1 protein-coding gene is annotated in these 520 nt (G+C 68.4%); it reads right to left on the bottom strand.

The features are described from left to right. The coding region (locus D7Y61_RS22435; protein WP_219628107.1) for a transposase at positions 1-520 on the bottom strand (520 nt) is incomplete at both ends.

The raw sequence follows: 520 nt of genomic DNA, 5'->3' as shown, positions 1-520 counted from the left end.
TGGCGATGCGGTAGGTCATCGAACTCATCCGCAGCCCATCCATGCCGTCGTCGCTACCCGCGCTGTCGGACAGGAACACGGATTCGTCTTCGCCTTCGAGCCAGCCGCGGCGCGACAGGTGCCGGCAGACGCGATGCGCGATGGTGTTGGCGAGCTGCGTCAGTTGCGCAGAGGTGGGGGCGCGGCGCAGGCGCGGCTTGCGCCGCGGGGGCTCGACGTTCGCGTCGTACACGCCGTCGAGCCACAGCATGTGGAAGTGAACATTCAGGTTCAGCGCGCTGCCGAAGCGCTGGATCAGGGTCACCRCRCCGCATTGCGCCGTATCCCGCGGCACGCCGGCYTGATCGGCMARCCARCCGGCGATCACGCGCTGCACGATGCCCAGCACCGGGCCAATGGCTTCTGGCTTGCTGGCGAACAGGAAACGCAAGGGGTACGGAAAGCTCAGCACCCATTGCCGCACMGGCCGCGGGCCRAACACCTCSTCCACCAGRTGCCGCGCSSWCTCGGCCATGCGCCG

It is taken from the genome of Stenotrophomonas maltophilia, from assembly GCF_013464485.1.
Classification (GTDB): domain Bacteria; phylum Pseudomonadota; class Gammaproteobacteria; order Xanthomonadales; family Xanthomonadaceae; genus Stenotrophomonas; species Stenotrophomonas maltophilia_AW.
Note: the sequence above shows the minus strand (reverse complement) of the source record. Positions and strands in the feature narration are given on the sequence as shown.